At 71.1% G+C, this 19616-nt stretch carries 27 protein-coding genes; 8 read left to right on the forward strand and 19 right to left on the reverse strand.

Annotation, left to right across the window (positions count from 1 at the left end; translation table 11 throughout):
- Positions 1-143 precede the first annotated feature (143 nt).
- On the forward strand, positions 144-692 hold the full coding sequence (locus GWK25_RS03235; protein WP_215448407.1) for a DUF1062 domain-containing protein: 549 nt from the start codon (positions 144-146) through the stop codon (positions 690-692).
- Positions 693-738: 46 nt separating this feature from the next.
- Here GWK25_RS03235 and GWK25_RS03240 read toward each other — a convergent pair whose 3' ends face one another.
- The 4 genes from GWK25_RS03240 to GWK25_RS03250 form a co-directional block, all read right to left on the reverse strand.
- Positions 739-2619: a hypothetical protein gene (locus tag GWK25_RS03240; protein ID WP_215448408.1), complete on the reverse strand. Its 1881-nt coding sequence runs from the start codon at positions 2617-2619 to the stop codon at positions 739-741.
- Between the two features lie 73 nt (positions 2620-2692).
- The gene (locus GWK25_RS43195) at positions 2693-2815 is read right to left on the reverse strand and encodes a DUF397 domain-containing protein (RefSeq protein WP_308010940.1); all 123 of its coding nucleotides are present in this window, start codon (positions 2813-2815) and stop codon (positions 2693-2695) included.
- Positions 2778-3725, reverse strand: a complete 948-nt coding sequence (locus GWK25_RS03245; protein ID WP_215448409.1) for a helix-turn-helix transcriptional regulator — start codon at positions 3723-3725, stop codon at positions 2778-2780. The genes GWK25_RS43195 and GWK25_RS03245 overlap by 38 nt, the downstream gene beginning before the upstream one ends.
- A gap of 142 nt (positions 3726-3867) precedes the next feature.
- Positions 3868-4065, reverse strand: coding sequence for a hypothetical protein (locus tag GWK25_RS03250; protein ID WP_215448410.1), 198 nt, complete (start codon positions 4063-4065; stop codon positions 3868-3870).
- Between the two features lie 30 nt (positions 4066-4095).
- Between GWK25_RS03250 and GWK25_RS03255 the strand changes: the two genes are divergently transcribed.
- On the forward strand, positions 4096-4485 hold the full coding sequence (locus tag GWK25_RS03255; protein WP_308404165.1) for a hypothetical protein: 390 nt from the start codon (positions 4096-4098) through the stop codon (positions 4483-4485).
- A gap of 54 nt (positions 4486-4539) precedes the next feature.
- Positions 4540-4752, forward strand: a complete 213-nt coding sequence (locus tag GWK25_RS03260) for a hypothetical protein (RefSeq protein WP_215448412.1) — start codon at positions 4540-4542, stop codon at positions 4750-4752.
- 102 nt (positions 4753-4854) lie between these two features.
- On the opposite strand, the gene GWK25_RS03265 is transcribed toward GWK25_RS03260, so the two are convergent.
- Both GWK25_RS03265 and GWK25_RS03270 read right to left on the reverse strand, forming a co-directional pair.
- On the reverse strand, positions 4855-6666 hold the full coding sequence (locus tag GWK25_RS03265) for a HAMP domain-containing sensor histidine kinase (RefSeq protein WP_215457171.1): 1812 nt from the start codon (positions 6664-6666) through the stop codon (positions 4855-4857).
- A 58-nt stretch (positions 6667-6724) separates the two neighbouring features.
- Positions 6725-7450 carry a response regulator transcription factor gene (locus tag GWK25_RS03270; protein WP_215448413.1) on the reverse strand — a complete coding sequence of 242 codons (726 nt, stop codon included), beginning with the start codon at positions 7448-7450 and terminating at the stop codon, positions 6725-6727.
- Positions 7451-7541: 91 nt separating this feature from the next.
- On the opposite strand from GWK25_RS03270, the gene GWK25_RS03275 reads away from it, so the two are divergent.
- The 4 genes from GWK25_RS03275 (at position 7542) to GWK25_RS03290 (ending at position 11509) form a co-directional block, all read left to right on the forward strand.
- Positions 7542-8174 carry a hypothetical protein gene (locus GWK25_RS03275; RefSeq protein WP_215448414.1) on the forward strand — a complete coding sequence of 211 codons (633 nt, stop codon included), beginning with the start codon at positions 7542-7544 and terminating at the stop codon, positions 8172-8174.
- Between the two features lie 103 nt (positions 8175-8277).
- Positions 8278-9486, forward strand: a complete 1209-nt coding sequence (locus GWK25_RS03280) for an HlyD family efflux transporter periplasmic adaptor subunit (protein ID WP_308010937.1) — start codon at positions 8278-8280, stop codon at positions 9484-9486.
- Between the two features lie 44 nt (positions 9487-9530).
- Positions 9531-10184, forward strand: a complete 654-nt coding sequence (locus GWK25_RS03285) for an ABC transporter ATP-binding protein (protein ID WP_215457173.1) — start codon at positions 9531-9533, stop codon at positions 10182-10184.
- Complete coding sequence (locus GWK25_RS03290; protein ID WP_215448415.1) at positions 10181-11509, forward strand: ABC transporter permease; 1329 nt, start codon at positions 10181-10183, stop codon at positions 11507-11509. The genes GWK25_RS03285 and GWK25_RS03290 overlap by 4 nt, the downstream gene beginning before the upstream one ends.
- Before the next feature lie 36 nt (positions 11510-11545).
- Here the strand turns inward: GWK25_RS03290 and GWK25_RS03295 are convergent, their stop codons facing one another.
- From GWK25_RS03295 to GWK25_RS03355, 13 genes are all read right to left on the reverse strand, one after another.
- The gene (locus GWK25_RS03295) at positions 11546-11932 is read right to left on the reverse strand and encodes a GntR family transcriptional regulator (protein ID WP_215448416.1); all 387 of its coding nucleotides are present in this window, start codon (positions 11930-11932) and stop codon (positions 11546-11548) included.
- Positions 11925-12719: a hypothetical protein gene (locus tag GWK25_RS03300; protein WP_251828691.1), complete on the reverse strand. Its 795-nt coding sequence runs from the start codon at positions 12717-12719 to the stop codon at positions 11925-11927. The genes GWK25_RS03295 and GWK25_RS03300 overlap by 8 nt, the downstream gene beginning before the upstream one ends.
- Positions 12720-12877: 158 nt before the next feature.
- Complete coding sequence (locus GWK25_RS03305) at positions 12878-13873, reverse strand: isopenicillin N synthase family dioxygenase (protein WP_374200589.1); 996 nt, start codon at positions 13871-13873, stop codon at positions 12878-12880.
- Complete coding sequence (locus tag GWK25_RS03310) at positions 13839-14324, reverse strand: nucleoside deaminase (protein ID WP_215448419.1); 486 nt, start codon at positions 14322-14324, stop codon at positions 13839-13841. The genes GWK25_RS03305 and GWK25_RS03310 overlap by 35 nt, the downstream gene beginning before the upstream one ends.
- 47 nt (positions 14325-14371) lie before the next feature.
- Positions 14372-14788, reverse strand: coding sequence for a gas vesicle protein K (locus tag GWK25_RS03315; protein WP_215448420.1), 417 nt, complete (start codon positions 14786-14788; stop codon positions 14372-14374).
- Positions 14769-15044 (reverse strand): gas vesicle protein, encoded by a 276-nt coding sequence (locus GWK25_RS03320; protein WP_215448421.1) that lies wholly within the window; start codon positions 15042-15044, stop codon positions 14769-14771. Before GWK25_RS03320 ends, GWK25_RS03315 begins: the two co-directional genes overlap by 20 nt.
- Positions 15037-15606 (reverse strand): gas vesicle protein, encoded by a 570-nt coding sequence (locus GWK25_RS03325; protein ID WP_215448422.1) that lies wholly within the window; start codon positions 15604-15606, stop codon positions 15037-15039. Before GWK25_RS03325 ends, GWK25_RS03320 begins: the two co-directional genes overlap by 8 nt.
- Before the next feature lie 3 nt (positions 15607-15609).
- Complete coding sequence (locus GWK25_RS03330) at positions 15610-15990, reverse strand: hypothetical protein (protein WP_251828692.1); 381 nt, start codon at positions 15988-15990, stop codon at positions 15610-15612.
- Positions 15983-16543: an ABC transporter substrate-binding protein gene (locus GWK25_RS03335; protein WP_215448423.1), complete on the reverse strand. Its 561-nt coding sequence runs from the start codon at positions 16541-16543 to the stop codon at positions 15983-15985. Before GWK25_RS03335 ends, GWK25_RS03330 begins: the two co-directional genes overlap by 8 nt.
- A complete protein-coding gene (locus GWK25_RS03340; RefSeq protein ID WP_251828693.1) occupies positions 16540-16776 on the reverse strand; it encodes a gas vesicle protein GvpG in 237 nt (78 codons plus the stop codon). The genes GWK25_RS03335 and GWK25_RS03340 overlap by 4 nt, the downstream gene beginning before the upstream one ends.
- Positions 16777-16912: 136 nt before the next feature.
- Positions 16913-17626, reverse strand: a complete 714-nt coding sequence (locus tag GWK25_RS03345; protein WP_215448424.1) for a GvpL/GvpF family gas vesicle protein — start codon at positions 17624-17626, stop codon at positions 16913-16915.
- Positions 17627-17634: 8 nt separating this feature from the next.
- Positions 17635-18114, reverse strand: coding sequence for a gas vesicle structural protein GvpA (locus GWK25_RS03350; protein WP_308404166.1), 480 nt, complete (start codon positions 18112-18114; stop codon positions 17635-17637).
- A 102-nt stretch (positions 18115-18216) separates the two neighbouring features.
- Positions 18217-18543 carry a gas vesicle protein gene (locus tag GWK25_RS03355; RefSeq protein WP_215457176.1) on the reverse strand — a complete coding sequence of 109 codons (327 nt, stop codon included), beginning with the start codon at positions 18541-18543 and terminating at the stop codon, positions 18217-18219.
- 235 nt (positions 18544-18778) lie between these two features.
- Here GWK25_RS03355 and GWK25_RS03360 point away from each other — a divergent pair, with 235 nt between their 5' ends.
- Positions 18779-19606 (forward strand): RNA polymerase sigma factor, encoded by an 828-nt coding sequence (locus GWK25_RS03360; RefSeq protein ID WP_308404167.1) that lies wholly within the window; start codon positions 18779-18781, stop codon positions 19604-19606.
- Positions 19607-19616: the final 10 nt, after the last annotated feature.

The following is a 19616-nucleotide window of genomic DNA, read 5'->3' on the forward strand; positions in this document are numbered from 1 at the left end:
GTGCCTGCGACCCGAGTCGTCGAGGCGAGGACGTGCCGTTGTACACCGTGTGAGACCCCCCGAGAGCTGATCTGTCGCGCGTCGCGCTCTGCGTGCCGTGCTGCTTCCTGCTGCGGACTTCTCACTGAAACCGGTGTACTTCTGTGCTCCATGACTGGGTGGTCATGCCCACCTGCCTGCCTCTCGTTCTCCGCCGTTGCCACACCTGCGCGTCCGAGCGTTTCCGCGCGAACGGCAAGTTCCGTGTCAACGCCCATCACAAGCTCATCGATGTCTGGCTCCTCGTGCTCTGTACCGGGTGCGGGGAGACGGCCAAGCTCACGGTTCTGGAGCGGACGAACGTGCGCTCCGTACGACCGGAGCTGCTGGACCGACTGCACGACAACGACCCCGGTCTGGCGGCCGAACTCCTCCTTGATCCGGTTCTGCGGCGCCGTAATCGCATCGCCCTCGACTGGGCGGGCGCCTGGCGCCTCGACACCGGCGAAGCGGATCACCTCCACAGTGAGGTGATCGACGTCTCGGTCCGTTTCGCGGCGCCGATCCCGGTCCGGCCGGTGCGGCTGATCGCCGAGGGGTGCGGTCTGGCGCGGGCCGAGGTCGAGAGGCTGGTCGCGGAGGGGAAGGTCGTCTCGGCGGTCCGGCTGAACGGCAAGCTCTCCGACGACTTCACCTTCACGCTCAAGCGCTGAGCCCGTCGGGGCCAGGGGGAAGTGCCGGCCCCCTGGCCCCCGCCGTCTACGGGGCCGCTTCCGGCAGGAGGGATGCCACGGCTCGGCGGAGGTGTGCGGATGCCTCGGGGGCTGGTGGGGAGAACGGATCCGTCGTCCGGCGGGCCGCGTGGAGCACGCGGCGTACGCGCAGCCGGAGGTCGGGGGCCGTACCGGTCGCGTCGAGGGCGGTGGGGACGCGGGTGTCGTCGGGGGTGTGGTGCGGGGCCGAGGCGATGAAGGTGAGGGCGGCGAGCCAGGCCCGGGGTTCGACGGACTCGTACGTGTCGTGGAGGTGGTCCACCGCGAAGTCCGGGTTGCCGAGCGCGAGTTCGTGGTGCGCGCGGTGCAGGGGGTGGGCGTCGCCGTAGTGGGCCGCCAGGGTGCGGTGGGCTTCCCGCCAAGCCGGGCGGGCCGCCCGGCCCTGCGCCGAGCCGGCGGTGTGCCCGTGGCGCAGGTGCAGCAGGAGCAGGGCCCGGAGGAAGGGGTCGCTCACGAAGTGGTCCGGGGCGGGGGCATGGCCCTGTGCCGCCAACCGGCTCGACAGGGCCCGTACGCCCGACTCGCCGAAGCCGACCGGCAGGTGCGACTCGGCCAGGACGACCGCAGAGGCGTGGTCGTGGGCGAGGGACAGGACGGCCAGCTCGTCGAGGTGGTCCTCGTCCGGGAGGAGGCGGTCCAGCACGGTCGCGTAGGCGCGGCGTCCGGCGTCCTCCGCCAGCAGCAGGTCGGCCGGTGTGCCGAGCCCTCGCGGGAGGTTCCGGCCGGCCGACGCGGCGAGGAGCGCCGTGCCGAGGGGGTTGCCGCCGGTCAGCCGGTGAACGGCGACGGGCAGTGCGGGCGGGACCGACAGCCCGGGACAGGCCGCTTCCACGGCCTGCCGGGTGTCGTCGGGGGAGAGCGGCGGCAGCGACACCAGCAGCGCGTGCGACGACGGCGTACCGCCCGGTGCCCAGTCGGTCCCCCGGGTCGCCTCCGCGAGCGTGCGGCGGGCCGCGTTCCGCAGGGCGGGGTGGCCCTGCCCCCGCAGCCCCGCGAAGAACGCCACCTGGTCCGCCCGGCCGTCCGCCCGTGCCCGCAGCACGGATTCCATCAGCCGCCGCCCCGCCGCCTCCTGCACGTTGTCCAGCAGCACCACCGGCCGCCCGGCCCGCTGCGTGCGCGGTACGACCCCCGCGACTCCCGCGTACGCGTCGTCGAGGTCCGCCAGCAGCGCCCGTACGAGATGGTGCTCGGCGTGGGTCCGGGCGTCGCCGCCCGCGTGGAAGTGCCGGGAGAGCAGGACCATGCCCAGCTTGGGGTTCCCGGCCGCGTGCGGATGGTCGCGGTACCAGACGGCCCCCCGGCGCAGCCGTCGGTGCGAGGACGACATCCCCTCGCTGAACGCCTCCAGCGCGGCCTCGACGATCGCCTCGACCACCGGTCCCTGGTCCGACAGCGACGACACCAGCCGGGCCACGGTCCTCCCGACCCACCGCCCCGCCAGCCACCCACCCGTGTCGCTCAGCAACAGGGCCCGCTCCGCCTCCGCGCAGACCCGCGACAGCCCGCGATCCCCCCACCCGCCGGCCGCGACGGCGAGCAGCCCGCACGCCAGCCGGGGGAACGTGATCCGTCCGGCCCCGCCCAGTGGCTCCGCCAGCTGCTCGGCGACCACCGTCAGCGCCTCGTACGCCGGTGACCACGACGCCGGGGGCCGGCCCGGGGGCGGTCGGTCGAACCGGGTCTCCTCCCCGTCGATCAACGCGACGGGGCTGCGCCCCCGGTAGGCCGCGCGCAACTCCCGCAGCACGGTGCTCCTGCCGAGGCCGCGGGCTCCCGCCAGCACCACGAACGGGGGGCCCTGCGGGGGGTGGAACGCCTGGGGTATGTCGAGGAGGGCGTGGGGCTGGATGGTTGCCGTAGTCATAGCTGCTGGTGTTATCAACAGCTGTGGAGGGAGGGGCAGTTGTTTCGGAGTACGGCGAAGGCTGCCCGTTCGCTTACGACTCCGACCGAACGGCGGCTATGAAGGAGAGCCAGGCGGGACGGTTGATGACCAGGATGGGGCCGTTCGGGTTCTTGCTGTCACGAACGGGGACGACGGCGGGGATATCGGGGGCCACTTCGACGCAGTCGCCGCCGTTGTCGTCGCTGTAGCTGCTCTTGATCCAGGTCGCCGTGCTCAGCTGGTACTCGTCCATGATCCCCGTACCCCTCCATCACTTCGCTGATCAGCGCGACGGACTCGCGAGCTGACGGAGCGTCGGCCCTGAGCACATCATAGGTCTGGCTATGTCGTACGAAGACGGCCGGATCGTCGCTGAAGTAGCCGCGATCCAAGGTCTCCGAGTAGACCCACTTGTGCCCGTCCGGCAGCGTGATCAGCGACATCGAGCCGCTGGGGCGGATGAGCCCGGGGAGGGCGGCCGGGGCCACCTGGATGTGGATGTTGGCTTGCTCAGCGACGCTCAGTAGATGCGCGCACTGGCCCCGCATGACCGATGGGCTGCCGACGAGGTTGCGCAGACAGCTCTCGTCGAGCACCACGGCGTAGAAGGGGCCGTCGGGTTCCAGGAAGCGCTGCTGCCGACTCAGCCGCGCTCGTACCCGCTCCTCCACCTCCTCGGCACTCCTGCGGCGGCGGCTGAACAGCGCTTCCATGTAGTCCACGGTCTGCAACAGGCCCGGGACGACTCGCTCGTGGTACGCCCGCAGATCGACGACCTGAGTGTCCATCTCGGCCCGGCGCTTGAACCAGTCCGGATGCTCCACCTGCGGATACCAGTCCACCTTGGCCCACATCCGCGCCAACACCCCACCCGTGCCCAACACTTCGTCGCACCGCTTCGCGAACTGGTCGCTCGGGACCCTCGTGCCCGACTCGATCTTCGCCACCTGCGACCGGTCGCACGGGATCTGCCGAGCCAGCGCCTCCTGGGTCAGCAGCGCGCCCTCGCGGTAGTGCCGCAGCACCTCGCCGAACAGCACCGCACTCCCGGCGCCGACCGCCCCGTCCGCGTTCCGCCTCGTCATGACGACCCCCTCGTGCGGTGTGGCAATGGTCCAGTGCCACACGTCCCGCGTTGATATCGACCGTTCCCGTGGGCGACGCTGGATACACCCAGAGTGACGAACAGGGCTGTGGAGTGCGCGTGGAACCAGAGGGGCAGCTTGTCTACGATCCGCGGACGCGGCGCGTGGGGGAGTACCGGGACAGGGTCGGGCCGTACGCGTTGCTGCGTCCGGTGGGCGGCGGCCGGGAGTGGGAGGCGGATCCGGCGACGTTGCGGCCGGCGACTCCGGCGGAGCGGCTCGGGGCGCAGGTCAGGGCCGCCAACCGCCGTACGAAGAGGAGGGTGTGACGTTGCGTCAACTTGAGCCCTTGGGTCCGCCCCCCGTTCCGGTGAACGGATGTGCGGCGTGCGCGGAGCTGGCCGTACGGCGGGACGAGGCGCGGGCCCGGTACGACCGGAGCGCGGAGACGGACGCGAACGTGCTGCTCCGTCACCATCAGCGACGGGAGCACACCGCTGCCCCCCGCCCCCGTAGCCGCCGTGTCTTCCGCTACGTGCCCTACGTCATCGCGCAGGACGCGACGGCGGAGCCGGAGTACGAGGCGCGGTGTGTGTCGGGAGACGAGACGGAGTGCGGCGCGGAGTCGGGCGTGCACAGTGATCCGGCGGCCGTGGAGGAGTGGCAGCGCAGGCACACACAGGAGACCCGGCACCTGCGCTACCGCCGGAGCTTCGGGGACTACTCGGTGCTGGAGCCGCTGGAGGAGGTTCCCTCCTGAGGGCGGCCGTGGCACAGCTCTTGCCCTCGCTGATCGGTTCGACAGAATGATTGAATGGTGAACGGTGAGATCGATGAGGGCAGTGGGCGCGACGCGGGCGACGGGGCGTCGTATCTAGGTCTCGGGCTTGCCGTGGGCATGTTGATCGGCATCGCCGTCGGGACCGCGCTGGGAGTGGCGGTCTTCGACAACCTGGCGATGGGAGTGGCGCTCGGCAGCGGCGTGGGCGGAGTCCTCGGCGCCACCTTCAGGAGAGCACGGCTCTAGCAGGACTCCGTTGGGTAGTTCTGGTTCTCAGGTGCTGGCTGCCGGCCCGACGGGCGGCTGCCCGAGTTCTCCGTCGCCTCCGCGACGGGCGGCTGGTTCTGCTCATCGACGACGGTGGACGCGTGAAGGATTCCGGGCACGGTCAGCCTGTCTGCCCGCCGCGCCCGCGCCCGATCGAGGCAGCCGCAGGGTGAAGACGGATCCGGCTCCGGGTGTGCTGGTGACGTCGGCCGTTCCGCCATGGGCGCGTACGAGCTGGAGGACGATGGCAAGCCCCAGGCCGCTGCCTCCCGCGTGGCGGCCGCGTGACTTCTCGGCACGCCAGAACCGCTCGAAGAGCATGGGCAGGTCGTCGGCGTCGATGCCGGTGCCGGTGTCGGCCACCTCGACGACGACATCCTCACCGTCCACGTACGACGAGATGGTGACGCTGCCGCCCCGCCCTGTGTGGCGTACAGCGTTGGACACCAGGTTGCCGACGGCCTGGCGCAGTCGCGCGGGGTCGGCGATGAGCTGGACGCCGTCGTCGCCGCCGACCGTCAGCCGGATTCCCGCGGCGTCCGACGCGACCCGGTGCGCGGCGGCCACGTGATGCAGAATGTCGCCGAGCCGTACGGCTTCGGGACGGATGCTCAGCTTGCCGGCGTCGGCCGCCGCCAGGTCCTGGAGGTCGTCGATGATGTGCTGCAGCAGCAGTGCCTCCTCCAACAGGGAGGAGACCAGAGCCGGGTTCAGCGTGGCGATGCCGTCCTCGGTGGCCTCCAGCCCGTTGCGGATGTTGGTGAGTGGGGTGCGCAGTTCGTGGGCGACATCGCTGACCATGACCTTGCGCTGCTCCTCAAGGCGCTCCCGGCGTTCGGACATCTCGTTGAACGCCTGCGCGAGGTAGCCGACCTCGTCCTTCGTGCTCACCGGCACCTGCCGGTGCGGTCCGCTCGGGTTGCGCGCGGCGTCCGTCAGCGCCCGCAGCGGGCGTACGAGCCGGGAGGCGATCACAGCGGTCACCGCGACGGTGAGTACCAGTACCAGGCCGGTGACGCCGATGATGCGGGTGCGGTTTCGCGCGGAGAGGTCGAACAGCGGTGCGTCGGAGCCGCCGGGAGTGGAGAGGTACAGCAGAGCGGCCGGTGCCACGTAGGCGCGCAGCTGCGCGCGGCGGCTTTCGGCGACGCAGTCTTCTGTGGCGTCGGTGTACCTGTCCGGCAGTTTCGTGGTCAAGGAGAAACCCGGCTCGACCCTGACCGCGTGCTGGGGAGGCAGCGGCAGGTCAGGGTGCCGGGCGGCCAGGCAGGCAGCGGTCATGGTGTTGAGGCGGGCGAGGGGTTCGCGTTCGGTGGCGGTGGGCTGTTCGAGCGGGAGGTAGCACGCGTCGGACCCGGCGAGTGCGGCGAGGTTGAACCTGACGGCCGGACGACCACTTGGGCTGTCGACGCGTTGCGCGTTGATCCCCCGGTCGCGCAGGCAACGGATCTGTTTGTCCGCCTGCCGGCGCAGTGTGGAGCGCTCCGCTCCGGGCAGCTGATAGGGGCCCGTGGCACGGGGATCGATACCGTCGCCGCCGACCGGGGCGACGCTGCCGTGCAGCAGCCCCTGGCCCGTGCGCAGCGGGTCGATGACCGCGGAGGCCGTCGAGGGCGGTGGTGCGGCGGAGGCGGCGGAGTCCGCTATCGGGCCACGGTTCAGTGAGGTCAGGACGACACGGCGTCCGGTCCGCTCCGCCAGGTCGCGGACAAGTGGCTCCACCCCGTCCCAGTCGCGGTGAACGGCCGCGTATCCCAGCAGTCGGTCGTACACACTGGCGTCGTCGGCAAGGACCTGGCCCTGTTCCTGCTGGATCGCCCGGGTGGTGGTCTGCACCGCCAGCCAGGCGGTGGCGCCGATGGAACACACGGCGACCAGCACCGAGGTGGCCATCAGCCGTGCGAGCACGCTCTTGCGCAGCGGCACCCCGCGGCGGGGGAGCCGTGGCCCCTTACGGCGAGACACGGCCGCCGCTCTCCGCGTGGCGCGTCCGGCCGTCCGTCAGCTTGTATCCGACGCCGAAGACGGTCAGCAGGTGGACCGGCCTCCGCGGAACCGGTTCGATCTTCTTGCGGAGGTTTCCCACATGCACATCGATGATGCGGCCGCTGATGTAGCGGTCGGAGCCTCGGGTCATTTCCAGGAGTTGCTCCCGCCGGAACACCCGGCCGGGCTGACCGGCCATCACGGCCATGAGAGCGAACTCGCCGGGGGTGCAGACAACCGGCTGCCCTGCCATGAAGACCTCGTGGCGGACCGGGTCCACGGTCAGCGGGCCGACGCTCAGGATGTGTCGGTCCGCCGACGTGGCCTGGCGGGGTCTGCGTAACAGGGTCCGGATCCGGGCCATCAGCTCGCGGGGACTGTACGGCTTGGTCATGTAGTCGTCGGCACCGAGATCGAGGCCGCGCAGGAGGTCCTCCTCGGTGGAGCGGGCGGTCAGCATCAGCACCGGAAGATCCGTCTCGTACCGGAGAATGCGACAGACCTGCAGTCCGTCGAGGAGCGGCAGCATCACGTCCAGGACCAGCAGGTCAGGCGGCCGACGGCGGACTTCGTCGAGCGTGGCGAACCCGTCATGGACCTCGGTGGCCGTGTGACCGGCGTGCTCCAGATACTGGCGGATCACCTCGGCCTGTTTCTTGTCGTCTTCGGCGATCAAGACGTGTGCGCACATGGGTCGACCATAAGCCGCGCTCAAACCGATCAGTCAGGATCCTGTTGTCGGCCTGTCCAGATCTTCATATCTGCCGTTCACAGTTGCGGCCATGCCGAACTTCATCTCCGGGCTGTGGACAGCCCGGCCGCCGCGCCTGCCCGCTCTCGCCCTCTCCGCCTCGGTTGCCGCTCTCGCCCTGATCACCGGTTGTGGTGGCGCGGGGGCGGGCGACGACAGTGGCGACAAGCCCGGCGTCGCCTCGCTCGACGACCCTGGCGACAAGCAGGGGAAGACCGGTTCAGCGGACGAGAAGGAAACCGCTTCCGGTTCGGAGGAGGGTGTTCAGCTCCGGCTGGACAGCTCACAGGACGAACAGCGACTCGTCAACAACGCCTACTCGGCCTGCCTGAAGAAGAACGGTGTGCCCACGTACTCGAAGACGGGAAACCTTGAGGACCCCGGACACGCATGGGTATATCCCGAGACCAAGTCGCCCGCCATGCGCGATGCCGCGGAGGCCTGCAAGGCCAAGAAGCCTCTTCTGCCGCCGGAGCTGATGAAGGAAAAGAACCCGCACTACATGGACGACTTCCGCGAGCAGATCAAGTGCTTGAACAAGCGAGGAGTCAAGGTCGAGGGCCTCCCGGACGGAAGCGGCTACAACTACGACGGCTCACCGCCTCCCAACTATGTCCAGATCGAGAACGAGTGCAAGCTGGAGGCGTTCAGTGACAAGAAGTAGCCGGGCAAGCAGGCGAGCACGTGGGGGAGTTGCCTCGGAATCCGGCGAAGGTACGCCCGCGAGGGGCCCGCGGCGGTGGGTACTCGCCCTTTCCGCCGTCGCTGTGGCCGCGGCAGGTGTCGGTGCCGCGGGGTGGGCCGCCCGGGACAGCGGGGCGGACACCGGGGCCAAGAAGACGACGAACGTACATGCCGTCGCCGTGGCCAGAACGGATCTGTCCCAGGAGATGGAGCTGAGCGGCACCCTGGGGTACGGAACCCCGCTCGGCGTGCAGGGATCCGCGAGCGGCAGCGTTACCTGGCTGCCCGCCCCAGGCGCCAAGATCGAGCGGAACGAGCAGCTCTACCGCGTGGACGACCGGCCGGTACTCGTGTTCTACGGCCGGACGCCCATGTTCCGCCGGCTGGACACACGTGGCCTGGTGGGCCGCGACATCAAGGTGGTCGCCGACAACCTTCGGGCGCTCGGATACGACATCGGCTCCCAGCCGGGCGTGGGCAGCACGGTCAGAAGGGCCGCCGCACCCACATCCACAGCCGAGTCCAAGCCGTCGCCCCCCAAGGATGCGCCGACGGCGTCCGAAGCACAGGCCGGCGATGCCCCCGGCGGGCCGCAGGACGAGCCCGACGCGCAGCCATCAGCGGCCTCCGCCCCCGAGGAAACGAAGGTGAAAGAAGGGGACGGCGTGCTCACCGCGTCTCTCATGAACGCGATCAGGCGCTGGCAGACCGCCAGGGGCGTGGCAGCGACCGGCGTGCTCGACGCGGGCGACATCGTGGTGACACAGGGCGCCGTTCGCGTCAGCTCCGTCAAAGCCAAGCTCGGGGCCGACGCCACCGCCGGCGACTTGCTGGCTCTCACCGCGACCACCAAGTCCGTGACCGTGCCGGTGGACGCCACCGACGTCGGCTCGGTCGAACAGGGCGCCACGGTGACGATCAAGCTGCCCGACGGCTCTACGGCCCCCGGCAAGGTGTCGGGTGTCGCCACCGTCGTCCAGTCCGAGGAAGGACCTGAGGGAGCCAACGGGCCGGCCAGGGTGACGGTGACCGTCTCGCTGGACAGGGCGGGCGCCGACAAGGTGGCGGACATCGACTCCGCCGCGGTCCAGGTGCAGTTCAACGGGCAGACCAAGAAGGACGTGCTGGCTGTTCCGGTAGCCGCCCTGCTGGCTCTGTCCGAGGGCGGCTACGCGGTACAGGTCGAGAACGGACCGCTCCGGCCCGTGGAGTTGGGGATGTTCGCCAAGGGCATGGTCGAGATCACCGGAACAAGTGTCGAAGAGGGCACCAAGGTGGTGACGGCCTCGTGAGTCCTCCCGCGGCCCCGCCGGTACTGGCCGTACACAACGTGAGCATGGCCTACCCCGGCGGAGTCACCGCACTGGACGAGGTCTCACTCATCATCGGCGAAGGCGAACTGGTCGCCATCGTGGGCCCCTCGGGGTCGGGGAAATCGACCCTCCTCAACGTCATGGGCACGCTGGACCGGCCGACCCACGGCACCGTGGAAATCGTCGGCCACGACATCGCCGCGTTCTCCGACCGGCAGCTGTCCGCCCTGCGTGGCCGCTGGCTCGGCTTCGTCTTTCAGCAGTTCCATCTCACCGATGGGCTCAGCGCCGCCGAGAACGTGGCCACCGGGCTGCTCTACGCCGGGGTGAGCCGCCGCCGGCGGCGTCCGCTGGCCGTCGAGGCACTCGGCCGGGTCGGGCTCGCGCACCGGGTCGGCCACCTGCCCCACCAGCTCTCCGGTGGAGAGCGGCAGCGGGTCGCCATCGCCCGCGCCCTCGTCAACGAACCGTCCCTGGTCCTGGCCGACGAGCCCACCGGAGCCCTGGACACCGCCAACGGCAGGGCGGTCCTGGAGCTGCTGACCAGGCTGAACGAAGAGGGGACCACCATCGCGATCATCACCCACGACCGGGACATCGCCGCACAGTTGCCCCGTCGAGTGGAGATCCTCGACGGCCGGATCGTGGCCGACACACTGATGCGGAGCGACGCATGAGTGAAGCACCGACGCAGCGCACCACCCGGGAAGGCGAGGGAAGCCGCCGCCAGTCCCGAGGCGGGTCCTCCGGCCGGCGGTCCCGCCGCGGGGCCGACACGGCGGGTGGTGGAAACCGGATCGTCTCAGGTACCAGGCCGGTACGGCTGGCACCGCGCGACCTGCTGGGCCTCGGACTTCTCGGCATCCGTACCCGCAAGGTCAGGGCGGCGCTGTCCGCCCTGGGCATCTCGATCGGCATCGCCACCATGATCGTCGTGACCGGGATTCCCGCCTCCAGCCAGAAGGCGCTGATGGAGGAACTCGCGGCGCTGGGAACCAACACTCTGCAGGCCGTGCCGACGCCGGGAGCCGAGCCGCCGGTGCTCCTCCCCGAGGAGTCGGTGAACATGGTCAGCCGCATCGGACCTGTCACCGTCAGCAGCGCCGTCGCCAACACCCACGCCGTCGTACACCGCTCCGACCGCGTCGACGCCGGCGACTTCAGCGGCCTGACCGTCCTTGCCACCAAGCGCAATCTGCTGCAGTCGGTCAACGGCGCAGTCGGATCAGGACAGTTCCTGAACGCCGCCACCGAGAAGCTCCCCACTGCCGTCCTGGGCTCCGTGGCCGCCTCCCGGCTCGGATTCTCCGAGTTGAACCCGGACGAGCCCGCCCCACAGATCTACATCGACAAGCGCTGGTTCACGGTGATCGGGATCCTGGATCCGGTGACGCTGGCGGCCGACATCGACCGTTCGGTGATGGTCGGCTGGGAGGCGGCCGGTGACCAGCTCCGGTTCGACGGACACCCCACGGTGATCTACGTCAAGGCCAGGGAGGAGGCGATCGAGGACGTCCGCAAGGTACTGCCCGCCACCATCAATCCGCAGCTGCCCGGTGTCGTGCAGGTCAGCCGCCCCTCCGATGCCCTGGCCGCGAAGCGGGCCACCGAGAACACCTTCTCGGCGCTGTTCCTGGGACTCGCGGGAGTCGCTCTGCTGGTGGGCGGTATCGGGGTGGCCAACACCATGTTCATATCCGTCCTCGAACGCCGCCGCGAGATAGGGCTGCGTCGAGCCCTGGGCGCCAACCGGGGCCAGATCAGAGGCCAGTTCCTCACCGAGTCCGTCGCCCTCTCCTCCCTGGGCGGGCTGGCAGGGTCGCTGCTGGGCAGCCTGGCCGTTCTCGGTTACGCCGGCTACCAGGGCTGGCCGCCGGTCATTCCCCTGAACGCGGTCGGCGGCGGATTCGCAGGTGCGGTGCTGGTCGGCATGGCCGCCGGCGTCTACCCGTCGATCCGCGCCTCCCGGCTGACCCCCACCGAGGCACTGGCAACCACCTGAGCTGAGCCGGCCCACGCCCACGTGCACGCCTGTTGGTCAGGGCCGGTCCGGGCCCAGGGCGTCGCGGACGGCGGTCAGGATGGCTTCGGTGTCGGCGCCCAGGGCGCGGGCGGAGGCGGTGAAGTCGCGTGCCAGGGTGGCCAGTTGGTGGGCGTGCGGGCGGGTCGGTCCGGTCCGGGGCGCCGCCACGCGGGTGCCCGCGCCGCGGCGGGTGCGGATCAGCTCGGCGGCCTCCAGCTCGCGGTAGGCGCGGGCCACGGTGCCCGGCGCCAGACCGAGGTCCGTGGCCAACTGGCGTACGGTCGGCAGCCGTTCGCCCTCGGCCAGCCGACCGGTGACGATCAGCGCGGCGAGCTGCGCCCGGATCTGCTCGTACGGCGGGACCTGGCTGGTGGTGTCGACGCGGACGGCGGGGTCACTCATCGTCGGGTGCCCCGTCCTCGGCGCTCTCGTTCTCGACCGCGCGGGGCGCGACCACGGTGACCAGGGACCAGACGACGGTGAAGAGGTTCAGCAGGGCCAGGGGGTAGAAGACCCAGAAGGTGATCGCGCCCAGCGTGCCGGCGCAGCCCGTCTCCGTCAGCGCGACGGAGATCATCAGGACGGCGTACAGCTGCTGGCTCGACACCAGCAGGCCCCAGGCCCCGGTGACCGCCCACGCGCGGTCGCGGCGCTGCTGCTCCTCGCCCGGCCCGTGCGCGATGTGGCGCAGGGCCCAGACGCAGGTGGGGGTGGCTATGGCGAGCGCGCCGAACATCGGGAGGCTGTAGTACAGGCCGGGCCACGGGCCGAGGGTGGCGCGCATTCCGTTGCAGGTGATGTCGACGACCTTGCCGGTGATGAACATCCGGTCGCCGTCCACGGACGCCGTGGCGCCTGTGATCACCAGCAGGACGACGAGGGAGAGGCCCTGGAGGACGATCAGCGGACCCATGCGCGGTGGCACATGGTCTCTGACCAGGCGCGGGGCGAGGCTCGCGGTGCGTACGGCCTCCTGCGGGCGCAGGGTCAGGGCGTCGGCGAGGAGGACACCGGCCACCGCGCACAGGCCGAAGGCCGTGAGGCAGAACACCACTCGCTGCTCGAACTCGATGTGCCCGAGCGTGGACAGCGCCTGCGCGACGACCAGGCCGATGGCCAGGCCGGACCAGCGGGCGTAGTGGTCGGCGTGGTCGAGAAGCCGGTCCTGGAGCGGGGCGGTGTCGAGCATGGAGAGATCCCCCCGGATCATCTTGTATCAAGCGGTGAGTACAAGATGCCGTGGGTCGGGATCTTGTGTCAAACACTCGATACAAGGTGACGCGGAGGAGGACGGGATGAGGGGCGTACGGGTTCCCTGAGGGGCGGTGGATGCCGGTGGGGTCGAGGTCAGTCGACGGTGATCGAGTCCAGTTGCGCCCGCAGGTATACGTGCGAGTCCACCGGCGGGTACGCCACCCGTCCGACCGGCGCGGGTACGGACTCCACGATCGTGCCGGGCGTGCACTCGCCGAAGTAGACCAGCGACATCAGCTCCTCGGCGGGCTCGTCGGCCGGGGGCGGCAGGACGCGATGGCGCCCGGAACGCCAGCGGTCACCGGTCCAACGGGCCATCAGATCGCCGATGTTGATGGTGAAGGCGTCCGGGTCGTACGGGGCGTCCTCCCAGCCGCCCTCGTCCGTGTACACCTGGAGTCCGCCCTTTCCGGCCTGCCGGTCGAGGATGGTCACCGTGCCGAAGTCGGTGTGCGGGCCGATCCGGAACTGGCCCGGCACGGGGTCGCCGATGACGTCCGTGCCCGGGTACCAGTTGATGTTGAAGCCGTAGGTGGGGTGGCTCATGTGGCGGGAGAAGAAGTCCGGCTCCAGCCCGAGAGCCTCCCCGAGGAGCGAGAGCAGCAGGTTCTCCAACTCGCCCATCCGCGCCAGGTACTCCTCGCAGAGCGCCCGCAGCTCCGGCACCTCCGCCGGCCACACGTTCGGCGCGTACCACTCCGCGTTGACGAGCGGGTCGTCGAACGGCTCGTGCGTCGCGAACGTCAGCGACTCCTTGAGGTCCGGCGGGGTCTGCGTACCCTCGGCGTACCCGTTCGCCTCGGCGCCGGGCCCCAGCCAGCCGCGCCCGCCGACCTTCACCTCGTACGCCTGCTTGGCCTCGGCGGGCAGGACGAAGAATCTCCGGGCGGCTTCCCGGATACGCGCCCGCAGCGCCGGGTCGACCCCATGGCCGGTGACGAGCAGGAAACCGGCGCTCTGGAGCGCATCGTCGACGGTTCGGGCGATCCGGGCGCGGTCCTCGGGACCGCCGTCGAGCCAGGGGCGCAGATCGATGGTGGGCACCCGGGGCGGCCTACCGCCCGGCGTCACTGATGTCGTTGGCGTCACTCGCGTCACCGATGTCCTCGTTCCATAGAGCCGGGTGGTGCTCGACGAAGTCCCGCATCAGGGCCACGCACTCCGGGTCGTCCAGCACCACGACCTCCACGCCGTGCTCGGCGAGCCAGTCGTGGCCGCCGTGGAAGGTGGTGGCCTCCCCGACCACCACCCGCGAGATCCCGAACTGCCGCACCAGACCGGAGCAGTACCAGCACGGCGAGAGCGTCGTCACCATCGTCGTACCGCGATACGTCCGCTGCCGGCCCGCCGCGCGGAACGCCGCCGTCTCGGCGTGCGTCGACGGATCGCCGTCCTGGACGCGGCGGTTGTGCCCGCGCCCGAGCAGGCGGCCGTCCGGTCCGTAGAGCGCGGCCCCGATCGGGATGCCGCCCTCGGCCAGCCCCGCCCGCGCCTCCTCGACGGCGGTGGCGAGCCATGCGCGTTCCTGGTCCTGGTCCATGACCTCACTCTGCCCGCGACGGGCGGCGCTCACGTGCGCGACGCGGATCACGGCGGCGGGAGGAGGGTGCCCAGGGGGCCGAGGTCGAGGTTGAGGTCGTCGAGGGTGAGGTCGTAGCGGTCGCAGAGTTCCGTCATGCGCTCGTGCAGGACCATCAGGGTCATGCCGAGGCGCTCCTCCTGCTCCTCGGTCAGCCCGCCCTGGTCCACGCGGTGCAGGGCCTGGCGCTCCATCAACTGGCGGAGCAGTTCGACGATGGTGAGGACGAGACGGACGAGGTCCCGCTCGACCGTGTCGGGGTCGGTGCGCAACCGGCGTGCCACGGCTTCGCCCCGGGCCGGGGGCGGCGGGGCGACCTCCTCCGGCCGGGCGGGCAGCAGGGAGAACGCGCGGGACGCGGCCGCGGACACCTCACGGAGGCGGTCGACATGGGGGCCGCCGCGGTCAGGCAGGGGGCTCGCCATGGTCGTCTCCTCCTTCCAACCCTGCCGAGGGCGTCCGCTCGGGAAGGGGGAGCGCCCACTGTTCGTCCATCTGTTCGCGGACGGCGACGATCACCGCGCGCAGCGACACCCGCACCAGGTCGATGTCGGCGATGCTCAGGACGAGGTCACCGGTGAGGACGACACCGCCGCTCAGGAGGCGGTCGAGCAGGTCGATCAGCGCGACCTGCCGCCCGCTGATCGGGCGGTCGTAGTCGCCGGGATCTTCCTCAGCCACGGCCCTCCTCGTCCTCCTCGTCGACCTCGTCGACGATGTCGGCCTCGTACGTGTCGTCCGCGTCGTCGGCGGTCACCGGCTTGCGCCGTTTACGCCGGGGCTCCGCCGCACGGGCCTCCGCCCGGGGCTTCGCCCGGGGCTCCTTGCGGCGGGCCGCCCTGCGGGGGCGCTCGGCCGACTCGCTCGCCGACAGCTCCGCCGGGGGCTCCTCGACGCGTCGGCGCAGCTCCTTCACCTCGGTGCGCAGGCGCTCGTTCTCGTCGGCGAGGGAGCGGCGGCCGTCGGAGCGGGACGCCCGGGAGGAGAGGGCGGGATCGTGCTCCCACCAGTCGATACCGATCTCCTTGGCCTTGTCGACCGAGGCCACCAGCAGGCGCAGCTTGATCGTGAGCAACTCGATGTCGAGGAGGTTGATCTTGATGTCGCCGACGATGACGATGCCCTTGTCGAGCACCCGTTCGAGGATGTCGGCGAGGTTGGCGCTGGAGCCCTGACCGCCGCTGTAGGGGTACGCGCTCCGCGACGGAGACGGAGAGGGGACGGGGGAGCCGGACTGGGTCACGGTTCACGACCTCCTCGACCGCGACTTCGGCCGCCGGTCCGCGTCCGCGTCCTTTTCCGTGTCCTGGATCTCGCCGCGCCAGTGCCGGTTGGACTTGGCGGCCTTGCCCGTGGCGCCCTTCGCCTTGTCGGCCAGCGCGTCCTTGGCGTGGGAAGCGGTCGCCGTCAGTGCCCCCGTGCTCATGTCGCCCAGCTTGCGGGCGCCCTCGTCGAGCCCATGGCCCATGCTGCCCTGGAGCATCAGGGACAGCCGGGCCTCGATGTGGTCCTCCAGCCTTTCCTTCAGCCGGGTCGTGCCCGTGTTCTCGCCGGACTCCTCACCCTTCCTGCTGAGGGTGCCGATGCCGACGGCCGAGCCGCCCTTCGTCGATCCGCGCTCAGCCATCGTCCTGCCTCCTCGACCGTGTGCCGCTGGCGCTCTTGGCGCGGCTCGCGGCGGCGGTCTTCTTCTTCGGGCGTGCGGTGCTCCTCGACTGCGACGCGCTCCTGCGGCCCGAGCGCGACCCCGAACCGCCCGACTTCCCGGCCTTGGCCTCGCCCTGGTTCTCGGCGTCGGCGTCGGCGTCGGCGTCGGTGTCGGCGTCGGTGTCGGTGTCGGTCGTGTCCTCGGGCTCGTCATCGGCCTCGTCGTCGTGCGCGCCGTTGCCCTCGGCCCGCTCCCGCAGGCCCGCCGTGCGTTCGTGCAGGGCGTCGGCCAGGTTGTCGGCCTTCGACGACAGCACGGAGGTGGCGGCGGCCTTGCCCGCGCCCGCCAGCTCGGACCGCACCTGGCGGGTGAGATCGCTCAGGAAGGGGGCGTCGAGCGCCTTGCCCAGCTGGCCCGGCCGGACCCGGGACCCGGCCAGCAGCGCACCGATCCCGAGGGCGAGCTTGGCCTTCTTCGTCCGCCCCAGCAGATAACCGCCGAGGACGGCCGCGCCCATCGTGGCGTTGTTCATGACTCCGTCCCCCTCTGCTGCTGGAGCCGGTAGGCGCTGATCTCCTCCAGCCGCCCCAGCAACTCCTCCTCGCGCCGCGCGAACTCCTCCTCGTCGATCCGCCCCTCGGTCCGCGCGCGCTCCAGGTTCACCAGCTCCTCCTGGACGGGCCCCGGGTCGTAGTACTCGTCCTCGGCGGCCTGCCGCACCTTGTCGATCACCCACCCGACGCCCCGCACGGGAGCGACCGGCAACGTCAGAATGGTCCCGACCAGTCCCACCACGTCGCCTCCAAAGCCCGACTCGATGGCCGTACGACGGTCATCTGTGAAGCCGTACGACGGTCATCTGTGAAGCCGTACGACCGTCATCGGTGAAGTCGTACGACGGTCATACGAAGCTGTACGGCGGCAGCGGTCCGCGCAGCCGCAGTTCCACCCCCTCTCCCAGGGCCTCGGCCAACTCCCCGCCGGCCTCGGCGAACTCGTCCGACCGTTCGCCCTCGACCAGGAAGGAGACGTTCACGAAGTACTGCTGGGAGGCCGGGGCGAGCCGCTCGTCGAGGGCGTACGGCCGCAGCGCGGCGAGGGCCTCCTCGCCGAGCGCCTCCTGTCGGCCCTGGACCTCCTGGGCCACGAGTTCGCCGAGCGCGAGGCGGTCCTCGTACGTGCCGCCGCCCTCACGGATCGCGTCGTTCAGCTCGCGCGCCCGCGCGGACTCCGTCAGCACGGCGCGCAGCAGCGTGTCCTCGTCCACCACGCCCTTGACGTTGAACTCCGCGCGCCCCGTGAGTTCGTCCAGACGCCGGGAGAAGGTCTCCGCCCGCTCCTGGAGCAGCGCCTCCACGGCGGCGTCGTCCTGCGCGACGAAACCGAAGCTCAGCGGCAGGATCGTCCCGTCGGCCCACAGCTGCTGCTGGACCTCCTGGTGCGCCTCCACGTCCCGACGGCTGACCGACAGATCCGCGGGGGCCTCGCTGACGACGGCGCTCAGTTCGCCGTTGCTCACGGCGTGCAGTGCGGTGGGGCCCTCGCCGACGCCCTTGACGTCGTCCAGGCCCAGCGGGTGCTCGGCTTTGGTGATCGCGTAGACGTAGACGGACATCGGCTCGCTCACTCCTCACGGTCCCTGGAGGGACGGCGGCTCGCCCCGCTCCGCCCGGAGCTCACGCGCTGCTTGTCGCGCCTCGGCGCGTGCTCCACCTCCTCCTCGTCGTCACCGCCACGCTTCTTCTGGAGCGAGTCGGTGACGGCCTCGACCGCCCCGGTGAGCGCACCCTTGCTCTTGCCCCGGGCGCCCGACTCGGTGGTGTCCCCGACGATGTCCGTCAGCTGGGAGGGGGCCTTGCGTCCCGATTCCAGGTCCAGCCGGTTGCACGCCTCCGCGAAACGCAGATACGTGTCGACGCTGGCCACGACCACCCGGGCGTCGATCTTCAGGATCTCGATGCCCACCAGGGAGACACGGACGAACGCGTCGATGACCAGGCCCCGGTCGAGGACGAGTTCCAGTACGTCGTAGAGGTTCCCCGAGCCGCCGCCACCGCCACGGGGGGCGAGGGCGCCGCCCTCGCTCTGCGGCACCACAGTCACGATCTCTTCCCTCCGGGTACGGGAAGCCGTCCGGCGCGGGCCGCGGGCCATGGCCCGGACGGCGGCCGCCGGGTTCATCGGCGGCGGCCGTGGCTCAGCGGCTCAGCGGGTGCCCCGGTCGATCTGCGCGCGCGTGTACCGGCGTCCGCGCTCGTACGCCAGCAGGTTGCCCGCGGGGTCCAGAGTCACCCGGTAGGCGGCCATCACGCTGGTCGTCTGCGGGATGCGCTCCAGCTCCATGACCTCGACCTGGGCCTCCCAGCCCTCGTCGGTCGGCTTCAGCGCGGAAACGGACTCGGGAGCGCGTCCGAGCAACTGGGAGAGCTGCTCGATCGCGCTCCGCATGGCCTCGGGCGCGGAGACCCGCTCCTCGGCGGGCGCCTGCCGCGACGAGGAACGGCGCTTCTCCGGCTCCCGACCGTTCGTAATCATCACCTTCTTACCCTTTGTCCATCATCGACCCTGGGCAGGGCGTATGCCACCCCAACGGCACCCGCTCCGCGTGCAGCGCCGCGTGCGCCTCGTCCACCAGCGCCGACGCCCCCGGAGAGACGTCGAGTGGAAGGCTGAGGCAGTTTCGGCGTGCGGGTGGGGGAGTGGTGAGGCGGATTCCTGTGTGACCGGGGTCACAGGGACGGTCAGGGGCGGGCGGACAGGGGAAGGCGTGGAGCATTCTTTACGGGCACGCGTACGGGACGGCGATCCGGAGGCGTTCAGCGCGCTCTTCCGGGAGCACGCGCAGGCGGTCTACGGCCATGCCGCGCGGCTGACGGCCGACCGGAACACGGCGGAGGACGTCGTCTCCCTGACCTTCCTGGAAGCCTGGCGGCTGCGCGGGAAGCTGCTGTCGGACGCGGAGTTGGCCGGGGGCGGCACCGAGGGCGGCGAGGGCGGTCCCGAGGGTGGCGGGGGCGGCCTCGGTGGTGGCGGAGGCGGCCCCGGTGGCTCCGGTGGCGAGGCCGACGGTGAGGGCGGCGGTGACGGCAGTCTGCGGGCCTGGCTGTTCGGGATCGCCACGAACGTGCTGCGCAACACGCGCCGCGCCGCCCGCCGGCACAGCGCCGCCCTCGCCCGGCTGCCGGAACGCCACGCCGAGCGCGAGACCGTCCCCGACTTCGCCGACGCCCTGGTCGGCCGGATGGAGGACGCCGACCGGCTCGCCGCCGCCCACGCGGCCCTCGCCACACTCCGCCGCCGCGAGCGCGAGGTGTTCGCGCTGTGCGTGTGGTCGGGGCTGAGCTACGCGGCCGCCGCCGAAGCCCTCGGGGTGCCCGTCAGCACCGTACGGTCGCGGCTGGCCCGCGCCCGGCAGCGGCTGCGGGGTCTCGCCGAGGCGGAACTCGCGCGGCGGCCGGCCCGGCGGCCCGAACGGCACGGAAGAACGAGACCCCTGCCGAGCGGCGGACAGGTACCTGTCGACCACACCGAGCCGGCCCGGTCGACACAGCCGCAGGCACAGGCACAGGCCCAGGCCCAGGAGAGACGCCGATGAATGCCGTGAA

The sequence above is a fragment of the Streptomyces sp. ATCC 21386 genome, assembly GCF_018728545.1.
GTDB lineage: Bacteria > Actinomycetota > Actinomycetes > Streptomycetales > Streptomycetaceae > Streptomyces.

Coding starts and splice junctions, on each gene's coding strand:
- GWK25_RS03290 (WP_215448415.1), top strand. CDS start 10,181: ATGAGTGAAGCACCGACGCAGCGCACCACCCGGGAAGGCGAGGGAAGC.
- GWK25_RS03270 (WP_215448413.1), bottom strand. CDS start 7,450: ATGTGCGCACACGTCTTGATCGCCGAAGACGACAAGAAACAGGCCGAG.
- GWK25_RS03245 (WP_215448409.1), bottom strand. CDS start 3,725: ATGACGAGGCGGAACGCGGACGGGGCGGTCGGCGCCGGGAGTGCGGTG.
- GWK25_RS03295 (WP_215448416.1), bottom strand. CDS start 11,932: ATGAGTGACCCCGCCGTCCGCGTCGACACCACCAGCCAGGTCCCGCCG.
- GWK25_RS03285 (WP_215457173.1), top strand. CDS start 9,531: ATGGCCTACCCCGGCGGAGTCACCGCACTGGACGAGGTCTCACTCATC.
- GWK25_RS03275 (WP_215448414.1), top strand. CDS start 7,542: ATGCCGAACTTCATCTCCGGGCTGTGGACAGCCCGGCCGCCGCGCCTG.
- GWK25_RS03300 (WP_251828691.1), bottom strand. CDS start 12,719: ATGCTCGACACCGCCCCGCTCCAGGACCGGCTTCTCGACCACGCCGAC.
- GWK25_RS03315 (WP_215448420.1), bottom strand. CDS start 14,788: ATGGCGAGCCCCCTGCCTGACCGCGGCGGCCCCCATGTCGACCGCCTC.
- GWK25_RS03260 (WP_215448412.1), top strand. CDS start 4,540: ATGGTGAACGGTGAGATCGATGAGGGCAGTGGGCGCGACGCGGGCGAC.
- GWK25_RS03240 (WP_215448408.1), bottom strand. CDS start 2,619: ATGACTACGGCAACCATCCAGCCCCACGCCCTCCTCGACATACCCCAG.
- GWK25_RS03335 (WP_215448423.1), bottom strand. CDS start 16,543: ATGAACAACGCCACGATGGGCGCGGCCGTCCTCGGCGGTTATCTGCTG.
- GWK25_RS03345 (WP_215448424.1), bottom strand. CDS start 17,626: ATGTCCGTCTACGTCTACGCGATCACCAAAGCCGAGCACCCGCTGGGC.
- GWK25_RS03265 (WP_215457171.1), bottom strand. CDS start 6,666: ATGGCCACCTCGGTGCTGGTCGCCGTGTGTTCCATCGGCGCCACCGCC.
- GWK25_RS03310 (WP_215448419.1), bottom strand. CDS start 14,324: ATGGACCAGGACCAGGAACGCGCATGGCTCGCCACCGCCGTCGAGGAG.
- GWK25_RS03330 (WP_251828692.1), bottom strand. CDS start 15,990: ATGGCTGAGCGCGGATCGACGAAGGGCGGCTCGGCCGTCGGCATCGGC.